The sequence below is a fragment of the Streptomyces gottesmaniae genome (assembly GCF_031845845.1).
GTDB classification, from domain to species: Bacteria; Actinomycetota; Actinomycetes; order Streptomycetales; family Streptomycetaceae; genus Streptomyces; species Streptomyces akebiae.
In genome coordinates this window covers 121,462-140,499 of the sequence record NZ_JAVRFJ010000024.1, presented here as the reverse complement: position 1 = coordinate 140,499, position 19,038 = coordinate 121,462, and the positions used below count along the sequence as shown (strand labels likewise).

The following is a 19,038-nucleotide window of genomic DNA, read 5'->3' as shown; positions in this document are numbered from 1 at the left end:
GGCTAGAAGTACCCCTCGCGCTTACGGTCTTCCATCGCGGCCTCGGACATCTTGTCGTCGGCACGGGTCGCGCCCCGCTCGGTGAGCCGGGAGGCGGCGATCTCGGCGATCACCTGGTCGAGCGTCGCCGCGTCCGAATCCACGGCACCCGTGCAGGACATGTCGCCGACCGTCCGGTACCGCACCTGGCGCTTCTCGACGGTCTCGCCGTCCTTCGGGCCGCCCCACTCACCGGCCGTCAGCCACATCCCGGCCCGCCGGAACACCTCACGGTGGTGGGCGAAGTAGATCTCCGGCAGTTCGATGCCCTCGCGGGCGATGTACTGCCAGACGTCCAGTTCGGTCCAGTTGGAGAGCGGGAAGACGCGGACGTGCTCGCCGGGCGCGTGGCGGCCGTTGTAGAGGTTCCACAGCTCGGGGCGCTGGCGGCGCGGGTCCCACTGGGAGAACTCGTCCCGCAGCGAGAACACCCGCTCCTTGGCGCGCGCCTTCTCCTCGTCCCGGCGGCCACCGCCGAAGACGGCGTCGAACTTCTCCGCCTGGATCTTCTCGGTCAACGGGACGGTCTGCAGGGGGTTGCGGGTGCCGTCGGGGCGTTCGCGCAGGACGCCGCGGTCGATGTAGTCCTGGACTGAGGCCACGTGCAGCCGCAGTCCGTGCGCGGCCACGGTGCGGTCGCGGTAGTCGAGGACCTCGGGGAAGTTGTGTCCGGTGTCGACGTGCAGCAGGGAGAAGGGGACCGCCGCGGGGGCGAAGGCCTTCAGTGCCAGGTGCAGCATGACGATGGAGTCCTTGCCGCCGGAGAAGAGGATCACCGGCCGTTCGAACTCGCCCGCCACCTCGCGGAAGATGTGCACCGCCTCGGACTCCAACGCGTCCAGGTGCGACAGGGTGGGGACGGTCATACGAGCCCCCGCTCCGCCAGCAGCGCGTACACGGCCGCGGCCGACTCGTCGGGCGTCTGGTCCTGTGTGGTGAGGCAGAGCGCGGGGTCGGCCGGCGGCTCGTACGGGTCGTCGACGCCGGTGAGGCCCTTGAGCCGGCCCGCGGCCTGCCTCGCGTACAGCCCCTTCACGTCGCGCTCGCTGCACACCTCGACGGGGGTGGCGACATGCACCTCGACGTACGGGGTGCCGCTCACGTCGTGGCGCTTGCGGACGGCCTCCCGGCTGTCGGCGTACGGCGCGATGACCGGCACCAGCGCCAGGACGCCGTTGCGGGCGAGGACCTCGGCGACCAGGCCGATGCGCTGCACGTTGGTGTTGCGGTCCGCGCGGGAGAAGCCGAGGCCGGCGGAGAGGAAGCGGCGGATCTCGTCACCGTCGAGGACCTCCACCCGGTGCCCCTCGGAGCGCAGCCGGCCGGCGAGGACGCGGGCGATCGTGGTCTTGCCCGCACTCGGCAGTCCGGTGAGCCAGACCGTGGCTCCCTGGGCCTTGGCGGCCCTGGACGAGGTGGTCATGCGTGGGTTCCTTTCGCGGCGTCGGCGGCGATGCCGTGCCGTTGCTCGTGGAGGGAGGTGAAGAGGGACTCCCAGCGATGGTGGACGGAGTCCGGGCCGTAGGAGGCGGCCGTCAGGACCGCGGCCACGCCCATGTCGGCGCGCAGCACCTCGTCGGCCATCAGCCTGGCCATGGCGTCGGCGAGCGCGTCGGGGTCCTCGGGCGCGACGAGCAGCCCGTCCACGCCGTGCGTCAGCACATCGGCGGGGCCGGTCGGGCAGTCGAAGCTCACCACGGGGAGGGCGTGGCTCATCGCCTCGATCATCACCATCGGCAGTCCTTCGAAGCGCGAACTGAGCACGTAGAAGGAGGCCTTGGCGAGTTCGTCGTCCAAGCGGTCGGTGTGTCCCATGAGGAACACGTGATTGTAGAGATGGTGTTCTTCGATGAGGTGGCGTAGTTCTGACTTCTTCTCGCCGCTGCCGTAAATTCTCAGTTGCCAGTCGGGGTGGGTCTCGACGAGCTTGGCCCAGGCCGGGATCAGCAGGTCGAAGCCCTTCTGCGGGAAGAGCCGGCCGGCCGCCACCGCGATCTTCGACGCGGGGTCGGCGGGGACCTGGTCGAGGGAGTGCACGGCGTTGGGGATGCGGACGACCCTGGTGCCGGGCAGGAGTTCGGCGTACTCGTCGCGGTCGCGTTCGGTCAGCACGGCGACCGCGGCGAAGCGCGGGTACGTCTCCTGGATGCGCCGCCGCACGTCCGGCTTGTGGGTGCCGAGGTTCATGTGCTCCTGGGCGACCCGGACCACACCGCCGGTGGCGTGTTCCGCGGCCAGGAAGTTCAGCGCGGGACGGGTGGTGACGAGGACGCCGTCGGTCAACGACCGCAGGTACGCGATGAGTCGGTCCTCGACGTACCGGTTGAAGTAGCGGTAGCCGAACTCGCCCTTGGGGATGTGCCGGGCGGGTGCCTCCAGCTGTTCGCCGCGTCTGCGGTCGCGCCAGCGGGCGAGGAGTCCGGTGGGCGGGGTGTGGGCGCCCTCGCGCAGGTCGACGACGGTGGAGACCCGCACCCGGGGGTCGAGCGGGAACTGGAGGTCGTCGCGGCGGCGCAGGGCGCTGACGATCTCCACGGTCCAGCCCGCCGCCACCAGGGAGTTGGCCTGGTTCATCACCGTGCGGATGGTCCCGCCCCGGCCGTACGCGTGCAGCAGCAGATAGCGGATGCGGGGACGCCGGGGGAGTGGTCGAGGGTCGGTCATGCGGAGCCTCCCGTACGGCACTCCAGAGACAGGTTGTCCTTGATCGTGTAGTAGGGCCGCACCCGGAGGTCTCCGATGCGCTGCTCCGGATACACGAAGATCTTCTTCTTGCCGCGCACGTCGTCGAGGTGCTTCCCGGCGCGCAGTTCGACCTCGCCGTCGGTCAGGTGGATGTCCCACTCCTCGACGGGCGCGTAGTCCGCGGCGGCGAGGTCGCCGACGGGCAGCTCGCTCTCGAAGCGGTCGCCCTTGACGTCGGTGTCGTAGCGCAGCGTCCGGCCCGTGCGCGCGCGGCGGGTGAGGACGAGGTGCCAGGTCCCGTTCGCCGGGATCCCGTGGATGCGGCCGACCAGCCTGATGTGTCCGTCGCGCGGCCAGACCTCGGCTATCTCGGCGTGCGGCTTCACTTGCTGTAGCCCCACGCCTCGCACATGGGCCGCAGCGGGTCGGGGATGTCGTCCTCGGCGGGCAGCGCCCGCCCGGCCTGCACCTGACCCGTCCTGATCTTGTCCCGCCAGTCGCCGAGGCCCTTGACGACCTGGGCGTCGTCCTTCTTGCCGTAGTCGAGCATGGTGGGCTCGAAGTCGATGTCGAGGTACGAGCACAGCCCCCGCAGCTCCTTCTCGGCGTCGGCGGTGATGTCCTCGTAGCGCACGGTGTGGCCGCCGGTGGTGCCCTTGCGCGCCTTCTCGACGGCCTTCATGTAGCGCAGCGCGTCGGCGGCGGCCTCGTCGTAGGTGCGCTTGTCGGGGTCGCCCTCGTGCCAGGACTGGGCGATGGAGACCGGGTGGCGCAGCAGGAAGACGAAGCGGGCGTCCGGCCAGCAGTCCCGGATGCGCTCGTACACGAAGGCGTTGCTCGGGGTCTTCTCGACGATGAAGTCCTTGCCGGACTTGACCAGTTCGCGGTGCATGACGCGGTCCCACAGCAGATGCTCCAGATCACCGCGCTCCAGGTCGAGGGCGCTCATGGCCCTCTGGGAGAGCTTGCTGCCGTAGCCGACCTCCAGGCGGCGTATGTGCAACTCGTGCGGGGAATGCAGCCGCGGGTGCGCGTTCAGGAGCATGCGCAGCAGGGTGGAGCCCGAGCGCACGGGCGACATGATGAAGACCGGCCGCCTGAGCAGCCGGTCCGTGGCGAGATCCTCGGGAGCCGGACATCGGTACACCGCCGTGGGCTTCTTCGCGGTCTGCTTCGGCGCCGTGGCCTTGGGCGCGGCGGGCGCGACCGGGGCGGCCTTGCGTACCTGCAGACCGGTGGTGGCGGTGAGGGCACGGTTCAGGTTGCGCATGAGACTCATGCGTCAGGATGGTAAGTAAAGATTCTGAGAAGACTGAAGTAAGAACCTGAGGGTTCCCTGAGTGAGCAGGAAAGTGGCAGGTCTTTACGTTCCGGTGCGCACGAACATCTCTCCCGCGTCCCTCAGCCGTGCGTGCAGGGCCCGGAACACGGCCGCCGAGCGCACACCCGGCCAGTTGGCGGGCAGCAGTTCGGCGGGCAGTCCGGGGTCGGCGTACGGCAGATGGCGCCAGGAGTCCAGGGCCAGCAGATAGTCGCGGTAGGCATCCTCCGGCCCGGTCTCGTCGCGCCGCTCCCAGTCGTGCAGCACGGGCGCGTGCCGGTCGAGGAACGCCTCGTGCTGCTTGGCGATCCCGGCCAGGTCCCACCACCGCGCCACCGCCTCGGCGGTCGCCGCGAACCCGAGGTGCTCGCCCCGGAAGAGGTCCACGTACGGGTCGAGCCGCAGTCGGGTCAGGGTGTGACGGGTCTCCTCGTACAGCCGGGCCGGCGCGATCCACACGCCCGGCGCCGCCGTGCCGAAACCCAGTCCGGCCAGCCGGGAGCGCAGCACGTGCCGCTTCTGCCGCTCCGACTCCGGCACCGAGAACACGGCCAGCACCCAGCCCTCGTCCCGCTCGGGCACCGTCGCGTAGATCCGCCGGTCGCCGTCCTCCAGGAGCTGCCGCGCGTCCTGCGACAGCGCGTACCCGGCCGCGCCCGTCGCGGTGCGGGCCGGCAGCAGCAGGCCGCGCCGCTTCAGCCGGGACACCGAGGAGCGGACGGAGGGCGCGTCGACACCGACCGCGGCGAGCAGCCGGATCAGCTCGGAGACGGGCACGGGGCCCGGCACCGAACGCCCGTAGGCGCCGTAGAGGGTGACGATGAGCGAACGGGGTGCGTGCTGTTCGGACACGTTGATCATTTTAGGTCTTCAGTATCACTGCTGGTCACCTAGGGTGCGCAGGCGGAACCGCTGGAGTTTGCCGGTCGCCGTGCGCGGCAGCGCGTCCAGGAACACGAACTCACGCGGACATTTGTACGGCGCCAGCTCGGACTTCAGGAACGCGCGCAGCGCCTCGCCGTCCCGGCGCGCACCCGCCGCGACCACCACATGGGCGACGACGACCTGGCCGCGCGCCTCGTCCGGCCGCCCGACCACCGCCGTCTCCACCACGTCCGGATGGCGCATCAGCGCCTCCTCGACCTCGGGGCCCGCGATGTTGTACCCGGCCGAGATGATCATGTCGTCGGCGCGGGCGACATAGCGGAAGTACCCGTCCGGCTCACGGACATACGTGTCGCCCGTGACGTTCCAGCCGTCGCGAACGTACTCCCGCTGCCGCTCGTCCGCCAGATAGCGGCACCCGACCGGCCCGCGCACCGCGAGCAGCCCCCGCTGCCCGTCGGGCACCGGCTTGCCCTCCGTGTCCTGCACCCGCGCCCGCCATCCCGGCACGGGCACGCCCGTCGTCCCGGGCCGTACGGCGTCGTCGGCCGCCGAGATGAAGATGTGCAGCAGCTCGGTCGCGCCGATGCCGTTGATGATCCGCAGCCCGGTCCGCTCGTGCCAGGCCCGCCAGGTGGCCTCCGGCAGGTTCTCGCCGGCCGACACACACCGCCTGAGCGAGGAGATGTCGTACCGGCCGGACCCGGCCGAGTCACCCGACCCGTCCGACCCGACCCTCCCGTTCAGTTCGCCCAGCATCGCGCGGTAGGCGGTCGGCGCGGTGAACAGCACCGACACCCCGTGCTCGGCGATCGCCGGCAGCAGTTGCCTCGGGCCCGCCTGTTCGAGCAGCAGCGCGCTGGCGCCGGCCCGCATCGGGAAGACGACGAGACCGCCGAGGCCGAACGTGAAGCCGAGCGGGGGAGAACCCGTGAACACGTCGTCCGCCCGGGGCCGCAGCACATGCCTGGAGAAGGTGTCCGCGATCGCCAGCAGATCCCGGTGGAAGTGGACACACCCCTTGGGGCGCCCGGTCGTCCCGGACGTGAACGCGATCAGCGCCACGTCGTCGGCCGCCGTGTCCACCGCCTCGTACGGGCCGCGCGCCCCGTTCGCCGACGGCAGCCCCAGCAGGTCGTCGGGCCCGTCCCCGCCGAAGGTGGTGATCCTCAGCCCCGGGACGTCCGCCTTCACGAGGTCGTCCACATGCCGCAGGTCGCACAGCGCGAAGGTCACCCGCGCCAGTTCGCAGATGGTCGCCAGTTCCTGCGGGCGCTGCTGCGCCAGCACCGTCACCGCGACCGCGCCCGCCTTGAGCACCGCCAGCCAGCACGCGGCCAGCAGGGGCGTGCTGGGCCCGCGCAGCAGGACCCGGTTGCCCGGGACCACCCCGAGGGTGGAGGTGAGGGTGTGCGCGATCCGGTCGACACGGGCCCGGAGTTCGCCGTAGGTCCAGGTCTCCCCGGCCGGCGTGCGGAACACGGGCCGACCGGGCTCACCGCCGTCGAGCAGCTCGGCGGCGGCGTTCAGCCGGTCCGGATAGCGCAGCTCGGGGAGGTCGAACGACAGCTCGGGCCACTGGTCCGGCGGCGGGAGGCAGTCCCGGGCGAAGGTGTCGACATGGGCGGTGACCCTGGAATTCATGACGTTCGCCCCCTGCTGTGGTCCCTGCCGAAGTGGGCTCGCAATGGAGTGCCGGGCTGGCATGCCGTGGGTGGGCTCGCACCAGCGAGCGTATCGCCTTGGTGACGGCAGTCAACAGTTCGCGATAACCTCGGCGGTGGCCCCCCTGGGGGAGAAGGGACGGGCAATGACCGCATTCTCGCTCGAACCGGCACAACTCGCTTGGCGCGCCGAGCTGCGCGCGCTGGCCGTCGAACGCCTGCGCCCCCTGGCCGACAAGGGCGAGCCCGGCCACGTCAACCGCCCCCTCGTCACGGAACTCGGCCGACTGGGGCTGCTCTCCCGGCTGTTCACCTCGGGAGCGCTCGACCTGTGCCTGATGCGGGAGTCACTGGCGTACGTCTGCACGGAGGCCGAGACGGCGCTGGCCCTCCAGGGGCTGGGCGCCCACCCGGTGCACGCCCACGGCACCGAGGCGCAGCGGGCCCGCTGGCTGCCCCGGGTGAGCGACGGCGACGCGGTGGCGGCCTTCGCGCTCAGCGAGCCGGGCGCCGGGTCGGACGCGGCCGCCCTCTCCCTGCGCGCCGAACCCGACGGCCGCGGCCGCTGGCGGCTCACCGGTGAGAAGTGCTGGATCTCCAACGCCCCCGAGGCCGACCTCTACACCGTCTTCGCCCGCACGACCCCGGACGCGGGCTCCCGCGGAGTGACCGCCTTCCTGCTCCCGGCCGACCGCCCCGGTCTCACCGGCACCCCCCTCGACATGCTCTCGCCGCACCCCATCGGCGCCCTGCGCCTCGACGCCGTCCCCGTCACCGCCGACGACGTCCTCGGCACACCCGACCAGGGCTTCCGCGTCGCCATGGCCACCCTCAACCTCTTCCGCCCGAGCGTCGGCGCCTTCGCGGTCGGCATGGCCGAGGCGGCCCTGGACGCCACACTCGCGCACACCGCCCGACGGGACGCGTTCGGCGGCAAGCTGAGGGACCTCCAGACCGTCTCCCACCAGGTCGCCGAGATGGCGCTGCGCACGGAGGCCGCCCGGCTCATGGTCTACGCGGCGGCGACGGCGTACGACTCGGGGGACCCGGAGGTGCCGCGACGGGCCGCGATGGCGAAGCTGCTGGCCACGGAGACCGCGCAGTACGTCGTCGACGCGGCCGTCCAGTTGCACGGGGCACGGGCGCTGCGGCGCGGCCATCTGCTCGAACACCTCTACCGGGAGGTACGGGCGCCACGCATCTACGAAGGGGCGAGCGAGGTGCAACGGACGGTCATCGCCAAGGAGTTGTACCGGCGGACCGGGTCGCCGGAGAGGCCGGCATGAGCGTCGAGCGGGTGAACCCGGCCGGGCTGTCGCCCCCCACCGGCTTCTCGCATGCCGTCGTCGCCACCGGGAGCCGGGTCGTGTTCCTGGCGGGTCAGACCGCGCTGGACGCGGACGGCGAGGTCGTGGGGGAGACGCTGGAGGAGCAGTTCGAGCGGGCCCTGGGCAATCTGCTGGCCGCGCTGGAGGCGGCCGGCGGTACACCGGCCGACCTCGCCCGTGTCACGGTCTACGCGACGGACGTCGCCGACTACCGGCGCCGGGCTCCCCGACTGGGCCGTATCTGGAAGAGGTTGGCGGGCCGCGACTATCCCGCGATGGCGGTCGTCGGCGTCGTACGGCTCTGGGACGAGCGGGCGTGGGTGGAGCTGGACGGCTTCGCGGTCCTGCCGTAGACCCGGTGGGGTGTCAGGCCGCGACCGCGAGCCGGCTCGGCGCGACGATGCTGCCGTCGGGCAGCAGCTCGCCGGTGTCGTCGAAGACGATCGCCCCGTTGCAGAGCAGGTTCCAGCCCTGCTCGGGGTGGAAGGCGACGATGTGCGCGGCGTCGCGGTCGGAGCTGTCGGCCGAGGGGCACAGGGGCTGGTGTGAACACATGGCGCGCCTCCACGTCGTGGTGAGTGCCGGCGGTGCGTCACCGCCTCGCACTACAGACCATGCCCGCGCCCGCAACTCATCGCCACACCCCCGCGCGAGACGTGACAGCACCCGGACGTGCCGTGACAGGACGCGGACATAACGCCGCTCGCACGCCGTCCGCGCGGGATCGCGCGCGTGGTGAGGACGGCGGAACGGCGCGCCGACAAAAGGGTGATGATCGCAAGAGCGGACGAAGTGGCGGGTACCTCTGGAACCCCGCTGGAACCCCGTCCAAGGAGGTACCCCATGCCCTTGTCCCCGGCCTTCGCGCGCGTCCCCCGGTTTCTCGGCGCGGCCGCCGGCGCCGCGCTGCTGCTGCTCGCCGCGGCCCCGTCCGCCGGTGCCACGATCGAGCCGTCCGAGACGGTGACCATCGACCCCACCGGGCTCGTGGCCCCGGACGGTACCCTCACCCTGTCCGGCACCTACCGCTGTCTCGGCGGCAACGGTCCCGTCTTCGTCTCGTCCTCGCTCCAGCAGGGCGACAGCTACGTCCGCAAGGGGGTCGGCGGCACGTCGGCGGTGTGCGACGGCGCCGACCACTCCTGGACCAACACCGACAAGGCCGCCCCGGGCCGCTTCCGGCCCGGCCCCGCCCGGGTGGAGGCCACCGTCACGGAGCTCTCGGGCAGCGGTCTTCCGCTGCCCAGGTTCCACGCCGTGCGGCACCAGGACATCACCCTCGTCGAGGGCTGAGCCCCGCCGGCCGCCGGGCGCGGTCCGGCGACGCACGACAGACGCGAAGGCGGCCCCGGTGGTGGGTGGTGCACCGGAGCCGCCTTCTCCCTGTCCGGGGCCGCTACTTGAGCTGGTGCACCCGCTGGGTCGTCAGGTCGTAGCGGGAGCCGACGACGGCCACCTCGCCGGCCTTCAGCTTGGCGGCGATGTCGGGGTCGGCCATGAGCTTGGAGCGGACGAGCCGCACGTTCGCGTCGATGGTCGCCGCGACCCGGGCGTCGCCGGTCACGCTGTGGTCGATGGCCGGAGCGATCTCGTCCGCGATGTACTGGATGCCGCTCGGCAGTTCCTCACCGCTCTCGTCCACCGCGACGGCCGCCTTCACGGCGCCGCAGGACTGGTGACCGAGCACCACGACCAGCGGGATCTTCAGTTCGAGGACGCCGTACTTGACGCTGCCGAGCACCGACCGGTCCAGCACCTCGCCCGCGCTGCGCACGGTCATCAGGTCGCCGAGGCCCTGGTCGAAGACCAGCTCCGGGGGGACGCGGGAGTCGATGCAGCCGAGGACGAGCGCGAAGGGCTGCTGACCGGTCGTCAGGGACTTGCGCACGGCGTAGTCCTCGTCGGGGTGCTGCTCGTGGAAGGTCCGCCAGCGGCGGTTGCCCTTCGACAGCTCCGTCAGCGCCTCGTCCGCCGTCTTCGGCCGCGTACGGGTGGTGGGGGAGGGCGAGGGGGTGGTGCGGGCGGAGCGGGACACGGGCTCGGCGTCGGCCGGGAACGCGCCGACCGCGAGGCCGCCGCCGAGGACCGCGGTACCGGCCAGCGCGGCGCGCAGGAGGGAGCGTCGGCCGCGCGGCTTGACGTGGGATATCGGGGCGTCCGCGCCGGTGGCGGTCGCCTCGGCGCCGTCGCCTCTGTGGGGTGTTGCGTCAGGGTTCACGGGCAGGAACGTACGTCCGCGCTAAACACTCAAACGTTCAAGTTGCGGAATCATGGACGTGCGTTGATCAATCATGGCCGTCCCTTGAACCGTTCTTGGTCACTCCGAGAAGGGTTTTTGGACAGCCCGTCCCCTGCTGTTCGCCTCCGGCGCGGGAGCGCTCTGCGCCCCGGGCCTCAGGTCCGGTGCGCGAAGACCACCAGGTTCTCCGTGTAGTCCATGACCTTGCGGTCGTAGTCGCCCGCGCAGGTGATCAGCCGGACCTCGGGCCGGGACGCGTCGGCGTACACCCGCTCGTCGGGGAAGTCGTCCTTCTCGAACGTCTCCAGGGCGTCGACCACGAAGGACACCCTGGTCCGGTCCGAGCGCACCACGTGGAAGACGTCCCCCTTCTCCAGTTCGCCGAGCCCGGCGAAGACCGCCGGTGAGGTCGCCGTGTCGACGTGCCCGGCGATGATCGCGGTGCCCGTCTCCCCGGGGACGGTGCCCTCGGCGTGCCAGCCGACGAGGTTCACGTCGTCGGCGGGCGGGGCGTCGAGCTGTCCCGAGCGGCCGACGGAGAGGGGGACGAAGGGGGCGCTCACCCGGATCTCGGGGATGAGCAGCCGGACCGGTTCGGCCCGGGGCGCCCGCCGGCGTCGCTCCGACGGCCGCTCGACCGGCGCGGCCTCCTCGTCGGGGGAGGCGGGCGCTGCCTGCGGGGCGTGGCGGGCGTTCGGCGGGCGAGAGGTGTCGGACGAGGAGTCCTCGCCGCCGAACAGGCTCACCGCCAGGATCAGCAGGACCACGGTGCACAGCACGGTCAGATTGACGCGGGTGCCGGGGGGAGAAGGCTGGGCTGCCATCGGAACCACCTCACAGGTACGGCAGCAGAACGAAACAGACGGAAGGACGGGCGGACGGGGCCGCACGCCGTGGAGGGGAGGGACGCGGCCGCACGTCGGAACGCCGACCGGGCCGGGCCGCACGTCGGAACGCCGGCCGGGCCGCCACACGACACAGGGTGTGGCGGCCCGGCCGCTATCGCGCCAGGTATCGCGCCCGGCATGGGCTCAGGCCACGCTTCCGGCGGTCTTCCTGCGCCGCAGGGCGTACATACCCGTACCGGCCACCGCGAGGACCGCCATCCCGCCCGCCGTCGCCGCCGGGGAGGCGAGCGCGCCGCCACCGGTGTGCATACCGCCGCGCGGCTTGTCGTGGTCGCCCTTCCAGGCTCCCGCGTCCTCGCCGTCCTTCCAGGAGCCCTTGTCGTGGTCGTCCTTCCACGACTCCTGGTCGTGCCCGCCCTTCCACGAGTCCTTGGCCTGGTCGCCGTTCCAGGACTCCTTGCCGGACTCCTCCTTGTCGTAGCCCCCGGCCCCGGGCTTGCCGGAGCGCTCGGAGCCCCACTCCTCTCCGCCGGCCGGCGAGGTCAGCGCACCGCCACCTGTGTGAATCCCGCCGCGCGGGCCGTCGTGGCTGCTGTCCTTGCCGTGCTCCTTGCTGTAGCCATTGTCCTTGTGCTCCCACTCGTCACCGTCGGCGTACGCGCCGGGTGCGGTGACGGCGAGGACGGCGGCCGCCGCCCCGGTGACGAGCAGCATGCGGGCAGAACGCATCTGATGGTCCTTCCGCCGGCGGCCGGGCAGCTGGTGCTTCGTCAGCTGACTTGACCCGGCTCCGACGTGATCCACCGTCAGTCGAATCGCACTCCGCCACCACTCAGGGCGCTCAGCCGGGTGAACCGGGGGACCGGTCCCCGAACGCCTCCAGGATGCGTTCGGCGGCCAGCGTCGCCGTCAACTCGCCGTCCCTGACCCGCTGTTCGAGGCCGGGCGCGAGGGAGCGTACGCCGGGGTGGGTGCGCAGCCGGCCGAGGAGCTCGTCGCGGACCATCGACCAGGTCCAGTCGATCTGCTGGTCCCGGCGCTTGGCGGTGAGGCGGCCGGTGGAGTCCAGGAGCGTGCGGTGCTGCTCCAGGCGCTCCCAGACGGTGTCCAGGCCGGTCGACTCGCGGGCGCTGCAGCTCAGCACCGGCGGCGTCCAGACCGCGTCCTTCCCGTGCATCAGCCGCAGGGCGCCCGCCAGCTCCCGTGCCGCCGTGCGGGCGTCCCGCTCGTGCGGGCCGTCCGCCTTGTTGACGGCGAGCACGTCGGCCAGTTCCAGGACGCCCTTCTTGATGCCCTGGAGCTGGTCGCCGGTGCGGGCGAGCGTGAGGAGCAGGAAGGAGTCGACCATGTTCGCGACCGCCGTCTCGGACTGGCCGACCCCCACCGTCTCCACCAGCACCACGTCGTAGCCGGCCGCCTCCATCACCACCATCGACTCGCGGGTCGCCCTGGCCACCCCGCCGAGCGTCCCGGCCGTCGGCGAGGGCCGGACGAAGGCGGCCGGGTCGACGGCCAGCCGCTCCATCCGGGTCTTGTCGCCGAGGATCGAGCCGCCCGTACGGCTCGACGACGGGTCCACCGCCAGCACCGCCACACGGTGTCCGAGCGAGGTCAGCATCGTGCCGAACGCGTCGATGAACGTGGACTTGCCGACGCCCGGCACCCCGCTGACCCCGATCCGCCGGGCCCGGCCGCTGTGCGGCAGCAGCGCGGTCAGCAGCTCCTGGGCCAGGGCGCGGTGCTGGGGCCGGGTGGACTCGACGAGGGTGATGGCGCGGGCGACGATCGCCCGCTTCCCGTCGAGCACACCCTCGGCGTAGGCGTCGACATCGATCACAGGTCGTGCCCGAGGTCGTCCGACAACCGCTTCACCAGGTCGTGGGCCGCGTCCGGGATCACCGTCCCGGGCGGGAAGACGGCCGCCGCTCCCATCGACAGGAGCGTGGGCACGTCCTGGGGCGGGATCACCCCGCCGACCACGATCATGATGTCCTCGCGCCCCTCCTCGGCCAGCTGCTCCTTGAGCGCCGGTACGAGGGTGAGGTGCCCCGCGGCCAGCGACGACACCCCGACGATGTGGACGTCCGCCTCGACGGCCTGGCGGGCCACCTCGGCCGGGGTCTGGAACAGGGGGCCGACGTCCACGTCGAAGCCGAGGTCGGCGAAGGCGGTCGCGATCACCTTCTGGCCCCGGTCGTGGCCGTCCTGGCCCATCTTGGCGACCAGGATGCGCGGTCGGCGGCCCTCGGCCTCGGCGAAGGACTCCACCAGACTCCGGGTGCGCTCCACGTTCGGGGACTCCCCGGCTTCGTTGCGGTACACGCCGGAGATCGTACGGATCTGGCTCGCGTGCCGGCCGTACACCTTCTCCAGGGCGTCGGAGATCTCGCCGACCGTGGCCTTGGCGCGGGCCGCGCGCACGGCCAGCTCCAGCAGGTTGCCCTCGCCGCCGGCCGCCCGGGTGAGCGCGTCCAGCGCGTCCTGGCAGGCGGTCTCGTCGCGCTCCGCGCGCAGCCGCCGCAGCTTCTCGATCTGCTGGGCCCGGACGGAGGAGTTGTCGACCTTGAGCACGTCGATCTGCTCGTCGCTGTCGACCCTGTACTTGTTGACGCCGATGACCGGCTGCCGCCCGGAGTCGATCCGCGCCTGGGTGCGGGCCGCCGCCTCCTCGATGCGCAGCTTGGGGATGCCCGCGTCGATGGCCTTGGCCATGCCGCCCGCCTGCTCGACCTCCTGGATGTGCTGCCAGGCCCGGCGGGCGAGGTCGTACGTCAGCTTCTCCACGTAGGCGCTGCCGCCCCACGGGTCGATCACGCGGGTGGTGCCGGACTCCTGCTGGATGAGGAGCTGGGTGTTGCGGGCGATGCGCGCGGAGAAGTCGGTCGGCAGGGCCAGGGCCTCGTCCAGCGCGTTGGTGTGCAGCGACTGGGTGTGGCCCTGGGTGGCCGCCATCGCCTCCACACAGGTGCGGGTGACGTTGTTGAAGACGTCCTGCGCGGTCAGTGACCAGCCCGAGGTCTGCGAATGGGTGCGCAGCGACAGCGACTTGCTGTTCTTCGGGTCGAACTGCCGCACCAGCTTGGCCCACAGCAGACGGGCCGCGCGCAGCTTGGCGACCTCCATGAAGAAGTTCATGCCGATCGCCCAGAAGAACGACAGCCGGGGCGCGAACGCGTCCACGTCCAGGCCGGCCTCCCGGCCCGCCCGGATGTACTCGACGCCGTCCGCGAGCGTGTACGCCAGCTCCAGGTCGGCCGTCGCGCCCGCCTCCTGGATGTGGTAGCCGGAGATCGAGATGGAGTTGTAGCGGGGCATCTTCTGCGAGGTGAAGGCGAAGATGTCGGAGATGATCCGCATGGACGGCTTCGGCGGATAGATGTAGGTGTTGCGGACCATGAACTCCTTGAGGATGTCGTTCTGGATGGTCCCGGCCAGCTTCTCCGGCGGTACCCCCTGCTCCTCGGCCGCCACGATGTAGAGCGCGAGCACGGGCAGCACCGCGCCGTTCATCGTCATCGACACGGTCATCCGGTCGAGCGGGATGCCGTCGAAGAGCTGGCGCATGTCGAGGATCGAGTCGATCGCCACGCCCGCCATGCCGACGTCACCGGTCACCCGCGGGTGGTCGCTGTCGTAGCCCCGGTGGGTGGGCAGGTCGAAGGCGACCGACAGGCCCTTCTGACCGGCCGCCAGGTTGCGGCGGTAGAAGGCGTTCGACTCCTCGGCCGTGGAGAAGCCCGCGTACTGGCGGATCGTCCAGGGCTGGTTGACGTACATCGTCGGGTACGGGCCGCGCAGATACGGTGCCATGCCCGGGTAGGTGTCCAGGAAGTCCAGGCCCTCCAGGTCCTGCCCGGTGTAGAGCGGCTTGACCGGGATTCCCTCCGGGGTCTCCCACAGCGGCTCGTCACCGTCGGCCGTCTTCTCGACCGCCGTACGCCACTCGTCGGCGCCGCCGTCGACGGACGGGGAACCCAGCTCGATCCCGGTGAAGTCGGGGACGGAGGGGCCGGAGGGGCCGGAAGGGGCGGACATCAGGACACTCCCATGCGGTCGAGGGTGGCGGACAGGACGGTCACGGCGTCACAGCCCGCGAAGACGTGGGCGTCGACGCCGGTGTACTGCCCGGGGCGGCCGGCGAGGAACACGTGCGTGGCGCCGGCGGCCTTCAGCCCTGCCGCCTCGGTCGCGGCGCGCTCCTCGTACAGGGCGTCGCTGGAGCACAGGCAGACCTCGGTGGCGCCGCTCTCCCCGAACGTGCCCTGCGTGACGGGCTCGATGCCGCCCGCCTGGAAGAGGTTGGCGGCGAAGGTGAGCCGGGCGGTGTGGGCGGCGGCCGGACCGAGGGCGGCCAGGTAGATCCGGGGGCGGGAGCCCGTCGCGGCGAGGTGGGCGTCCGACCGGGCCCGCAGTGCCTCGTACGCCTCGTCGCGCGTGACGCGGGGGAGGCCGCCGGACGGCGGCTCGGGAGCGGGCCTGCGGACGACCGGCTTCTCGGCCAGGTGCGGGAACTCGCTGACACCGGTGACCGGTTCGCGCCGCCTGGCGAGCTTGTCGCCGCGCGCCGTCCAGGTGGCGGCGAGGTCCCCGCCCAGCTCTCCCGAGCGCAACGCGGCCGCCTGGCCGCCGAGTCGCTCGATCCGCTGGAAGAACTCCCAGCCCGCGTGGGCGAGTTCGTCGGTGAGCCGTTCCACGTACCAGGAGCCGCCCGCCGGATCGATCACCCGGGCGAGGTGGGACTCCTCGATCAGGATCGTCGAGGTGTTGCGGGCGATGCGCCGCGCGAACGCGTCCGGCAGGCCCAGCCTGTGGTCGAAGGGCAGCACGGTGACGGAGTCGGCGCCGCCCGCGCCGGCGGCCAGCGTGGCGATGGTCGTGCGCAGCATGTTCACCCACGGGTCGCGGCGCGTCATCATCACCGTCGAGGTCACCGCGTGCTGGGTCTGCGCCCCGGCGGCGGGCACCCCGCACACCTCGGCCACCCGGGCCCAGAGGCGGCGCGCGGCGCGCAGCTTGGCGATGGTCAGGAACTGGTCGGCGGTGGCCGCGTAGCGGAACTCCAGCTGCCCACAGGCCTGTTCGACGCTCAGGCCGGCCCCCGTCAGCTCCCGGAGGTACGCGACGCCGGTCGCGAGCGAGGCGCCCAGCTCCTGTGCCGCCGAGCCACCGGCCTCGTGGTACGGCAGGGCGTCCACGGTCAGGGCGCGCAGCCCCGGGTACTCCTCGGCGCACCGGCGGGCGAGGTCGACCACGGGTGCGACGTCGTAGGTCTGTCCGGTGCGGGCCTCGTGGCCGAGGGGGTCCGCGCCCAGGTTGCCGCGCGCCGCCGCCCCGGTGACACCCCGCTCGGTGTACAGCCGCAGCAACTCCCGTGCTGCGCCGTCCACTTCGGCGCCCGCGTCCAGGACGACGGGCGCGAGGTCGAGGTGGACGCCGTCGAGGACCCGGCCGAGCGACTCCACCGGGAAGCCGCCTGCGCCGAGCACCAGCCACAGGGAGGTGACGCCGTTCTCCAGATCCGACAGCACCGCCTCGCCGTCCGCCGCCGTGTGCCGCTGGCGTACGTCCCAGCCGCCGACGGAGGTGCCGGCGGCCCGTCCTCCTCGGACGAAGGGCGCGAAGCCGGGGTGGCCGGAGGGGGGCGCGGTGTCGTGCGCGGTGTAGAGAGGACGGGTGCGCAGCCCGTCCTCCAGCGCGGTGGACAGGGCTTCCTCGGCCTGAGCGCCCTCGACGTCCTTGCCCGACTTGCGCAGCACGCCCGCAACGAGGCGCTGCCACTGCTCGTGGGTTGCGTCAGGGAACTCGGCGGCCAGCTCAAGCCCGTCGTCAGGCAGGACCGTCATGCTCGGATGCTAGGCCAGAGGCCCAAAGGAGCAGCAGGGGGCACGGCTGTGACCTTGCCCTCTCCTGGCGACCGCCGCATGCCGCCGATCGGCGTCGAGCGACGCGGGGAGACGGCGACCGACGCCGAACGACACCTGAACACCGCGCAGTCGTGCGCCGTACCTCGTGCCGAGCGGCCCGTGCGCCCCCACGGCACAGTCACCGGGCCGACCGAGGACAGGAGCGACCCCATGGCCGAGAAGTACTTCACCGTGTCCGGCATGAGCTGTGGCCACTGTGCCGCGAGCGTCACCGAGGAGGTCGTCGCGGTGCCCGGCGTCACCGAGGTCGATGTCGACGTGCGGGCCGGCCTGGTGACCGTGCGCGGGGAGACGGTCGACGACGCGGCGGTGCGCACCGCGATCGCCGAGGCGGGCTACGAGGTCGCGGAGGTCGTACGACGGGCCGCGGCCTGAACCGCCGCCTGCCGTAGCAGGAAGGAAAGGTGCGGGAACGTTGCCGAGAGGCGGCAATGAACCGGTCCCCCCAGCCGTGTGAGGATTCCGTCACGTCGGAGACCGGTAAAGGGAAATGGGCAGCGGTTTACCGATTGTGTGATTTTACCTATTCGGTGTGGGCTAGAATCCCTTACCGAGCGCCAACGCTAAGTTGAGCGCTTTTTTGCTCAATTGTTCGAGTGATGCTCGGTGACAGGCCGACGGCGGTGGGGGGCGTGACATGGGTCGAGTCATCCGCGTGCGCGTCGTGAACGCCGCGCGCGACGCCGTTCCCGATACCGGCCGCGCCGCGGGTCCGAGCGAACACCTCGCGAACTGACGCCCCCTCCGCGCGGCGGAGGGCTCTCCCCGGCCTGCCCAGCGTGTCCGCGTACCCGTGCGCGCAGCCGACTCCCATCAGGCACAGACGCCGTCACCGCACTTGTCAACGGAGGACAGACGCCCGTGCACGACACCACAGCCATGCTCATCGAACTCGGGGCGATCATCCTCGCCCTGGGAATGCTGGGTCGCCTCGCCGGACGGGTGGGCTTCTCACCCATACCCCTCTACCTGCTCGCCGGACTGGCCTTCGGCCACGGCGGCATCCTCCCCCTGCGGGCCAGCGAGGAGTTCGTCGCCACCGGCGCCGAGATAGGCGTCATCCTGCTGCTGCTCCTGCTGGGTCTCGAGTACAGCGCCTCCGAACTCGTCACCAACCTCAAGTCCCAATACCCCTCCGGCGCCGTCGACTTCGTGCTCAACGCCACCCCCGGCGCGGCGATGGCACTGCTGCTCGGCTGGGGCCCGGTCGCCGCCGTCGCCCTGGCCGGCGTCACCTGGATCTCCTCCTCCGGCGTCATCGCCAAGGTCCTCGGCGACCTGCGCCGCCTCGGCAACCGTGAGACTCCGGTCGTGCTGAGCATCCTCGTCCTCGAAGACCTCTCGATGGCCGTCTACCTGCCGATCCTCACCGCCCTGCTCGCCGGGGTGAGCCTGGCGGGCGGCGCCATGACCCTGCTGATCGCCCTGGGCACGGTGGGCGCCGTCCTCTATGTCGCCCTCCGCCACGGTCGGTTGATCAGCCGGGCGGTCTCCTCCGACAACGCCGAGATGCTCCTCCTGGTCGTCCTCGGCCTCACCCTCGTCGTCGCCGGCATCGCCCAGCACCTCCAGGTGTCGGCCGCCGTGGGCGCGTTCCTGGTCGGCATCGCGCTGTCCGGCGAGGTCGCCGAAGGGGCCAGCAGCATCCTGACCCCGCTGCGGGACCTCTTCGCCGCCGTCTTCTTCGTCTTCTTCGGCCTGCACACCGACCCCGCCGACATCCCGCCCGTCCTCCTTCCGGCCCTCGCGCTGGCCGCCGTCACCACCCTGACGAAGATCGCCACCGGCTACTGGGCGGCGCGTCGGGCCGGAATCTCGGCCAAGGGCCGGTGGCGCGCGGGCGGAACCCTGGTCGCCCGGGGCGAGTTCTCCATCGTCATCGCCGGCCTCGCGGTCGGGGTCGAGCCCCGCGTCGGCCCCCTCGCGACCGCGTACGTGCTCCTCCTGGTCGTCCTCGGTCCGCTCACCGCCCGCTGGACCGAACCCCTCGCCACCCGCCTCACCCGCCGGGCCGCCACCGCACCCGCGCAGACGCCGGAGGCTCATCCCGAGGTGAACCCGGAACCCGCCACCGAGGCCGTACACGCCAACGCCTGAGACCGTGC

Annotated in this window: 19 protein-coding genes; 5 read left to right on the top strand and 14 right to left on the bottom strand. The window is 71.9% G+C overall.

Features of this window, described 5'->3' with window-relative positions:
- Positions 1-2: 2 nt before the first annotated feature.
- The 7 genes from cysD to RM704_RS26090 all read right to left on the bottom strand — a co-directional run bounded on the left by cysD (position 3) and on the right by RM704_RS26090 (position 6,574).
- Positions 3-905, bottom strand: coding sequence for a sulfate adenylyltransferase subunit CysD (gene cysD, locus RM704_RS26120; RefSeq protein ID WP_033525237.1), 903 nt, complete (start codon positions 903-905; stop codon positions 3-5).
- Entirely contained in the window at positions 902-1,462 is a 561-nt protein-coding gene (gene cysC, locus RM704_RS26115) for an adenylyl-sulfate kinase (RefSeq protein ID WP_033525238.1), read from the bottom strand. Before cysC ends, cysD begins: the two co-directional genes overlap by 4 nt.
- Positions 1,459-2,703 (bottom strand): glycosyltransferase family 4 protein, encoded by a 1,245-nt coding sequence (locus RM704_RS26110; protein WP_033525239.1) that lies wholly within the window; start codon positions 2,701-2,703, stop codon positions 1,459-1,461. The genes cysC and RM704_RS26110 overlap by 4 nt, the downstream gene beginning before the upstream one ends.
- The gene (locus tag RM704_RS26105) at positions 2,700-3,125 is read right to left on the bottom strand and encodes a hypothetical protein (RefSeq protein ID WP_078936932.1); all 426 of its coding nucleotides are present in this window, start codon (positions 3,123-3,125) and stop codon (positions 2,700-2,702) included. The genes RM704_RS26110 and RM704_RS26105 overlap by 4 nt, the downstream gene beginning before the upstream one ends.
- On the bottom strand, positions 3,107-4,003 hold the full coding sequence (locus RM704_RS26100; protein ID WP_033525241.1) for a sulfotransferase family protein: 897 nt from the start codon (positions 4,001-4,003) through the stop codon (positions 3,107-3,109). Before RM704_RS26100 ends, RM704_RS26105 begins: the two co-directional genes overlap by 19 nt.
- Before the next feature lie 84 nt (positions 4,004-4,087).
- Positions 4,088-4,906: a PaaX family transcriptional regulator gene (locus tag RM704_RS26095; RefSeq protein ID WP_033525242.1), complete on the bottom strand. Its 819-nt coding sequence runs from the start codon at positions 4,904-4,906 to the stop codon at positions 4,088-4,090.
- Positions 4,907-4,921: 15 nt separating this feature from the next.
- On the bottom strand, positions 4,922-6,574 hold the full coding sequence (locus RM704_RS26090) for an AMP-binding protein (protein ID WP_033525243.1): 1,653 nt from the start codon (positions 6,572-6,574) through the stop codon (positions 4,922-4,924).
- A gap of 166 nt (positions 6,575-6,740) precedes the next feature.
- Between RM704_RS26090 and RM704_RS26085 the strand changes: the two genes are divergently transcribed.
- Together RM704_RS26085 and RM704_RS26080 are read left to right on the top strand one after the other, a co-directional pair.
- Positions 6,741-7,880: an acyl-CoA dehydrogenase family protein gene (locus RM704_RS26085; protein ID WP_033525244.1), complete on the top strand. Its 1,140-nt coding sequence runs from the start codon at positions 6,741-6,743 to the stop codon at positions 7,878-7,880.
- Positions 7,877-8,275 carry a RidA family protein gene (locus RM704_RS26080; protein WP_033525245.1) on the top strand — a complete coding sequence of 133 codons (399 nt, stop codon included), beginning with the start codon at positions 7,877-7,879 and terminating at the stop codon, positions 8,273-8,275. Before RM704_RS26085 ends, RM704_RS26080 begins: the two co-directional genes overlap by 4 nt.
- 13 nt (positions 8,276-8,288) lie before the next feature.
- On the opposite strand, the gene RM704_RS26075 is transcribed toward RM704_RS26080, so the two are convergent.
- Entirely contained in the window at positions 8,289-8,477 is a 189-nt protein-coding gene (locus tag RM704_RS26075) for a DUF5999 family protein (protein WP_033525246.1), read from the bottom strand.
- Between the two features lie 288 nt (positions 8,478-8,765).
- On the opposite strand from RM704_RS26075, the gene RM704_RS26070 reads away from it, so the two are divergent.
- Positions 8,766-9,215: a DUF6299 family protein gene (locus RM704_RS26070; RefSeq protein ID WP_033525247.1), complete on the top strand. Its 450-nt coding sequence runs from the start codon at positions 8,766-8,768 to the stop codon at positions 9,213-9,215.
- 103 nt (positions 9,216-9,318) lie between these two features.
- On the opposite strand, the gene RM704_RS26065 is transcribed toward RM704_RS26070, so the two are convergent.
- The 6 genes from RM704_RS26065 to RM704_RS26040 all read right to left on the bottom strand — a co-directional run bounded on the left by RM704_RS26065 (position 9,319) and on the right by RM704_RS26040 (position 16,852).
- Positions 9,319-10,140 carry a carbonic anhydrase gene (locus RM704_RS26065; protein WP_033525248.1) on the bottom strand — a complete coding sequence of 274 codons (822 nt, stop codon included), beginning with the start codon at positions 10,138-10,140 and terminating at the stop codon, positions 9,319-9,321.
- Between the two features lie 176 nt (positions 10,141-10,316).
- The gene (locus RM704_RS26060) at positions 10,317-10,985 is read right to left on the bottom strand and encodes a class F sortase (RefSeq protein ID WP_192829563.1); all 669 of its coding nucleotides are present in this window, start codon (positions 10,983-10,985) and stop codon (positions 10,317-10,319) included.
- A 207-nt stretch (positions 10,986-11,192) separates the two neighbouring features.
- Entirely contained in the window at positions 11,193-11,738 is a 546-nt protein-coding gene (locus RM704_RS26055; protein ID WP_033525249.1) for a hypothetical protein, read from the bottom strand.
- A 112-nt stretch (positions 11,739-11,850) separates the two neighbouring features.
- Complete coding sequence (gene meaB / locus RM704_RS26050) at positions 11,851-12,846, bottom strand: methylmalonyl Co-A mutase-associated GTPase MeaB (RefSeq protein WP_033525250.1); 996 nt, start codon at positions 12,844-12,846, stop codon at positions 11,851-11,853.
- Positions 12,843-15,044, bottom strand: a complete 2,202-nt coding sequence (scpA, locus tag RM704_RS26045; protein WP_033525251.1) for a methylmalonyl-CoA mutase — start codon at positions 15,042-15,044, stop codon at positions 12,843-12,845. The genes meaB and scpA overlap by 4 nt, the downstream gene beginning before the upstream one ends.
- Positions 15,044-16,852, bottom strand: a complete 1,809-nt coding sequence (locus RM704_RS26040; protein ID WP_033525252.1) for a methylmalonyl-CoA mutase subunit beta — start codon at positions 16,850-16,852, stop codon at positions 15,044-15,046. The genes scpA and RM704_RS26040 overlap by 1 nt, the downstream gene beginning before the upstream one ends.
- Before the next feature lie 231 nt (positions 16,853-17,083).
- On the opposite strand from RM704_RS26040, the gene RM704_RS26035 reads away from it, so the two are divergent.
- Both RM704_RS26035 and RM704_RS26030 read left to right on the top strand, forming a co-directional pair.
- Positions 17,084-17,308, top strand: a complete 225-nt coding sequence (locus tag RM704_RS26035; protein ID WP_033525288.1) for a heavy-metal-associated domain-containing protein — start codon at positions 17,084-17,086, stop codon at positions 17,306-17,308.
- Between the two features lie 486 nt (positions 17,309-17,794).
- Positions 17,795-19,030, top strand: coding sequence for a cation:proton antiporter (locus tag RM704_RS26030; RefSeq protein WP_033525253.1), 1,236 nt, complete (start codon positions 17,795-17,797; stop codon positions 19,028-19,030).
- Positions 19,031-19,038 lie beyond the last annotated feature (8 nt).